This window comes from Pseudomonas sp. JV245A (assembly GCF_032424515.1).
In the GTDB taxonomy this organism is placed as follows: Bacteria; Pseudomonadota; Gammaproteobacteria; order Pseudomonadales; family Pseudomonadaceae; genus Aquipseudomonas; species Aquipseudomonas protegens.
The window spans coordinates 1-1,086 of record NZ_VYKE01000409.1; the positions used below are offsets into that span (position 1 = coordinate 1).

General features: G+C 63.9%; 1 protein-coding gene and 1 pseudogene. One reads left to right on the forward strand and one right to left on the reverse strand.

The annotated features are described in order from the left end of the window. Positions 1-350, reverse strand: a 350-nt coding sequence (locus F6S12_RS32065) for a CDP-alcohol phosphatidyltransferase family protein (protein ID WP_315869900.1), incomplete at its 3' end; no start/stop codon positions are given. Between the two features lie 245 nt (positions 351-595). On the opposite strand from F6S12_RS32065, the pseudogene F6S12_RS32070 reads away from it, so the two are divergent. Further along, a pseudogene (locus F6S12_RS32070) lies at positions 596-1,086 on the forward strand (protease modulator HflK); the annotation flags it as partial.

Below are 1,086 nucleotides of genomic sequence, written 5' to 3' on the forward strand. Positions count from 1 at the left end.
AGCAGCAGGCTGGCCCCGGGCAACAGGGCGAAAGGCAGGATCAGGGCGCTGTCGGCGACCACGTCGCAGAGTTCGTTGAGGTAGGCCCCCAGGCGCGATTGCTGGCCGAATTCCCGCGCCAGCATGCCGTCGATGGCATTGAGCGCCATGCGCAGGATCATCCACAGGGGAATCAGGGCGAACAGCCAGGCATGGCCGGGGAACAGGGCGATGACGGTGCCGACCAGGACCGAGATGACGGCGGCCAGGACAGTGATCTGGTTGGCCGTGGTGCCGTTGTCGTACAGGCGCTGCACCAACGGCCGCAGCAGGTTCTGAAAGCGCGGTTTGAGCTGGTAAATCGAGAGCATGATGGGACGGTTCCTTGTCGCACGCGGTGAGCAGGGCTGGATTATTGCCTTAAATGCCAGGGGGCTGACATCAGAAGTTTTGTCATGAGCAAACAGCTGTCTCTGTGTCTACGACGTACGCAATAGATGAAAAGGCATGGCGGGGGACAAAAATTTCACTCGGCTCGTTATATAGTAACGAATTGTTTCGAATTTCTTCGGCCCGTGGGTTTATCCACAGGGCCGGACCAGAGCGGCGGGGTGGTATGCAAGTCGATCTTGAGACGCAAGGTGGCGAGGTGGCTGCCTTGCCACGGTTTCAGCAGGCGGCGTCCCATGCGGCGCGTTTGCAGCGCTGGGGCGCCGCTTTGCTGGGCCTGGCGGTGCTGGGGCTGGTGGCGGCGGTGTTTGTCGATCTGTTTGCGGCGCTGACCATCTGGCCGGCACTGCTGGTGAACCTTTCGTGTGCCTTGCTGGTGGTGGTGGCCGGGCTGCAATCGGCGTGCTGGGTCAGCCGCTGGCGCGAAGAGGTCATCACCCCGGCGCCGGTTGTCACGCCCGAGGCCGTGGAGGATCGGCAGCCACAGGGCCGGCTGGCGGCTGCCCTGACCCTGCGCGGGCGGCGCCTGTTGCAGCAGATCGGCGCGCCTACCCTGTGGCTTGGTGGCTGGTCGCTGCTGATCCTGTATAGCGTGGTGCAGGTGTTCAACCTGTCGTTGCCCGCCACCGCCCTGGGCCTGGGTGCCAGCGTGGTGGC